Origin of the sequence: Coprococcus sp. ART55/1 (genome assembly GCF_000210595.1) — a bacterium.
Classification (GTDB): domain Bacteria; phylum Bacillota; class Clostridia; order Lachnospirales; family Lachnospiraceae; genus Coprococcus; species Coprococcus aceti.
The window spans coordinates 2,973,208-2,977,386 of the sequence record NC_021018.1; the positions used below are offsets into that span (position 1 = coordinate 2,973,208).

Here is a 4,179-nt window from a genome sequence, read left to right on the forward strand (position 1 = left end):
CCGACCCCCTCCTTGCTATCATCTATGGTAGCCTCCATCTCTGCTATATCTGAATCTATCATGAGGAAATTAATGTTATCCTCGGGTGTGATGTTATCCATCAGCATACCCTTAAGCGCGCAAACTGTCCTGCCTCCAAGTCCCCCAAGACCTATTACGAGCAGATTCTTGTTGAATCTGTTCTCATGACTTATACGTCCAAAAACACGTATGTCTTTTAATTTGCTAAACTCCTCTTTTTGAGTATCAATAAGTATCATAGATTATGCCTCTCCTTAATATGCACGTACACTTCTTCCCCCATAGTGAATTTTCTGTACCTGAAAACCCACATTTTCAATTTATCACTATTCTTATTGATTTTCAACAAAAAGCGTTAATTTATTTGGCATTTTTTCTAAATTTTGACATATTTAAGCATTAAACACTTTCTACTTATCTGTCAATTTTACCCTGTCTCCCACGATCTCAAAACAACCGAAGCTTTTGAGAAAGCTTGAAAACTTACTGTATCCATATTTCTTTATGCTGAAGCTGGGTATAATATTCTTAAGTTCTGTATTCAGCAGTCCCATATTGTACATAGTGTCAGAATTCTCCGTGAGAAGTCTCACTATGCGCAGCTTGACAGCACTCTTAGGATCGATATGGTTCTTGATGGACACAAATTTCTGCCTGCCGCTGTCTATATCCAGATCGTCAAACTCCTCACTGAGGAATGTTGACAGCTTGGAATATCCATAATTTCTCACGTCAAAGTCAGGATATTTGTTCACAAGGCGGCTTCCGATCTCACCCATATGAGTCTTCTTATCCTTGTCATCGTTCTCATCTATTATATTGTAGACCGTCTTCTTTATGTCCCTTATGCTTGTGATATATGACTCGTCCACAGCCGCAGCCTCAAGCATGGCATTCTTCGATGCCGGCTTGTTGAGATCCTCTGTCACCAGTGAATCAAGGATCTTGAAGCTTGTACACGCACTCACGAACGCTTTCGGAGTCTTGCGTTCTCCCATTCCGATGACCTGCTTGCCAGCCTCCCTGAGTCTTGATGCAAGCCTAGTGAAATCGCTGTCGCTTGTCACCAGACAGAATCCATCTATATTGCTCGTATAGAGAAGATCCATCGCATCTATTATCATGGCCGAATCCGTTGAATTCTTTCCCGCCGTGTATGAAAACTGCTGTACAGGCTGTATAGAATATGACAGCAGACAATCCTTGTCCCAGCCATTGTTATTCTTTGACCAATCCCCATATATCTTCCGCACCGTTATTGAGCCGAGCCTTGACAGCTCATCAAATATACTCTCAATATATTTTGCCGATACATTCTCTGAATCGATAAGTATCGCATACTTGTTAGAAATCTCACTTGATATTTCTTCCATATAAAAGTCCCTTTCATTTATCAGTTCTCTTTGCCGGTCTCAACCCCAAACTTGCCCGGTCCATCCTGAAAATACTCACGGGTAAGCTTCACAACTGTACCTGACAGCATGAATACTGCGATCAGATTAGGTATGATCATAAGTCCGTTGAAGGTGTCCGCTATATCCCAGAGAAGTCCGAGATCCATGGTCGCACCGATGATTGCGACAAATGCATACACAACCATGAACGGCTTGATAAGCTTACTTCCAAACAGGAATCCGACACATCTTGAACCGTAAGTCCCCATCCGAGTATGGTTGAGAACGCGAAACAGCACAAAGCCACCGCTGTGAATATCGATATCCAGTTGCCGTAGGTTGCAACAAAGCCGTTGATCGTGAGATCGGCTCCTGCAGCCTGTCCGTAGGCTACCTCAGTTCCACTGCACAGTATTACAAGTGCCGTAAGCGTACATATAACTATAGTATCGATAAATACCTCGAATATTCCCCAGAGTCCCTGCTGCACCGGATGCTTTACATCAGAACATGCATGGGCTATGGATCCTGTACCAAGACCTGCCTCATTGGAGAAAATACCTCTCGATACACCCTTTCTCATGCTGAGGAACAGACTTCCAACTATTCCACCGGTCACGGACTTCGGATTGAATGCACCTTCAAATATAGAAGCGAACACTCCCGGCACACTCTTGATATTGATTATTACAAGAATTATAGCCATGATGATATACATAGCAGCCATGAATGGCACCAGCTTCTCTGTCACGCTTCCTATTCTCTTGATTCCTCCTATAAGTATGAGACCAACAAGAATAGCTATTATGATTCCTATCACAAGATTGATTGTAAATGTATTGCTCTTGTCAGCCAGATTATAATTAAAAAGTGCTGAATCTATAGCCGTAGTTATGGTATTGACCTGTGTTGCATTTCCTGTTCCGAACACTGTGAGTATACCGAGGACTGAATATGCTATAGCCAGGAAGTAAGCATTCTTGCCTAGGCCATTCTTGATGTAATACATTGGTCCGCCGACCCAGTCACCATTCACATCCTTCTCACGGTAGAACACTGCAAGTACGACCTCTGCAAACTTTGTTCCCATTCCGAGAAGTGCTGAGATCCACATCCAGAATACCGCACCAGGACCGCCTATGGCGATGGCTCCAGCAACACCGGCTATATTTCCCGTTCCAACCGTTCCCGCCAACGCCGTACACATGGCCTGAAAAGGACTGATTGCACCATCTGAAGTCTCCTTCTTGTTGAATATCCTTCCAAACGTATGCTTGAACGCGTATCCAAACTTTGTAAACTGAACCCCCCTGTTTCTTATGAGGAGCCACAGTCCCACGCCCACGATACATATCATGGATGGCACTCCCCATATAAAATTGTTCACCGATGAATTCACATCGGCAATGATCTTAAGTAATTTATCCATATCTGCTCTTTCTCTTTTCGTTTTTCTTATTTTTTACATACCAAGTATGATTTTACAATACATTGTGCTTGTTGTGCAAGAAAAACCGCATCCACTTTAGTCATGGATGCGGTTTTTAATTTATATAATATTGTTATATACTTCTAACTCAAATTATGTATTTGGAGCTATTCAATCTCTGCCCAGCTAAGTGATGAATCACTTTCTACAATTACATAATCATTTGTATAGTCATTATTGTATGTATCATCATTTTCTGAAGCATATTCTGCAAGGCCACTATCCAAAGAAGTTATTTTCTTCTCGCCATCGCATAGCTCCCACTGTTTTAATTCGCTATTATACACTGCTCTAACCCATTCTTTTTGACGAACCTTTGTGTTTTTGTCTCTCCACAATGCATAATATTCCAAAGCATCATAATTGTCCGTTATAGATGCAACACATACTGTTGCAACCTCATACGGGCCTTTCACACCAATATAATCTAACACGTCACCAACAGTATACGCCGGTGCATTCGTGTACTCAAATTTAACATAATGTTGATCACCAAACGCCTCGTCATTATTATCCAAAACATCTTCTGCATCTGCATTCTCCTGCCGTTCCTTGATTACTGTCTCATAATAATATACTTTTTCATCAAGATTGTAATCCCACTTGACAATCGTATCTGAGCCAAACATATTTTTCTCAACAGTAACAGGAACACCTCTTAAATATCCCTGAGGAACTTTTACATCCACAGATACATCATATACAATATAGTATTCATCTGTTTTTATCACATTGTCAACAGACAGAACATCTATCTGACTTTCATCACTAATATCAACATCAACAATATGCCCATTATCATCACACACTCTACCTGATGTATTCATTAGATTCTTTTTTATTTTGTCCGCTCCTTTATTAGCCAGCATTACGAATTCAGGAATAATTCCCCAAACAATTGTGACAATGCCTACACACACCATCAAAATTATCTCACATACTCCGAGCGCCGAATGTTTGTCCACATTTTTCATAAATAAATGAACACACAATATGAACAAGCAAATGCATCCTATTATCAATATTGGTAATTGCATAATTTAATTTTCTCCCGTAAAAAAATAGTGCGTGTCTATTCGATAATGTCAATTATGAACGAATATCCAGATGTTCGAACACAATATAACCCTGCAGGTGTACCTTCTGGAATCTTATAGTATCCATATCCCTCTGGAGCAGTCTGCGCTTCTGCATAATATTTTTGTCCTAATACATAATACTTCACAGATACCGTAGCTGATCCTTCCTTGCTTTCATAATCTGAATAATATTTAT

Annotated in this window: 4 protein-coding genes and 1 pseudogene; all 5 read right to left on the minus strand. The window is 40.6% G+C overall.

Annotated features, from left to right (window positions below; genetic code table 11):
* A partial coding sequence (locus CCU_RS13380) for a tubulin-like doman-containing protein (protein ID WP_305803647.1) occupies positions 1-260 on the minus strand: 260 nt, incomplete at its 3' end.
* Between the two features lie 171 nt (positions 261-431).
* Positions 432-1,394, minus strand: a complete 963-nt coding sequence (locus CCU_RS13385; RefSeq protein WP_015535019.1) for an NYN domain-containing protein — start codon at positions 1,392-1,394, stop codon at positions 432-434.
* Between the two features lie 20 nt (positions 1,395-1,414).
* Positions 1,415-2,844: pseudogene (locus CCU_RS13390) on the minus strand (alanine/glycine:cation symporter family protein).
* A gap of 167 nt (positions 2,845-3,011) precedes the next feature.
* Positions 3,012-3,941, minus strand: a complete 930-nt coding sequence (locus CCU_RS13395) for a hypothetical protein (protein WP_015535022.1) — start codon at positions 3,939-3,941, stop codon at positions 3,012-3,014.
* A 35-nt stretch (positions 3,942-3,976) separates the two neighbouring features.
* Positions 3,977-4,179: hypothetical protein (locus CCU_RS13400; RefSeq protein WP_208896294.1), on the minus strand; the 203-nt coding region annotated here is incomplete at its 5' end.

What these genes read in the sequence shown, in the direction of transcription:
- CCU_RS13385 (WP_015535019.1), bottom strand. Translation starts at nt 1,394, where the DNA reads ATGGAAGAAATATCAAGTGAGATTTCTAACAAGTATGCGATACTTATC.
- CCU_RS13395 (WP_015535022.1), bottom strand. Translation starts at nt 3,941, where the DNA reads ATGCAATTACCAATATTGATAATAGGATGCATTTGCTTGTTCATATTG.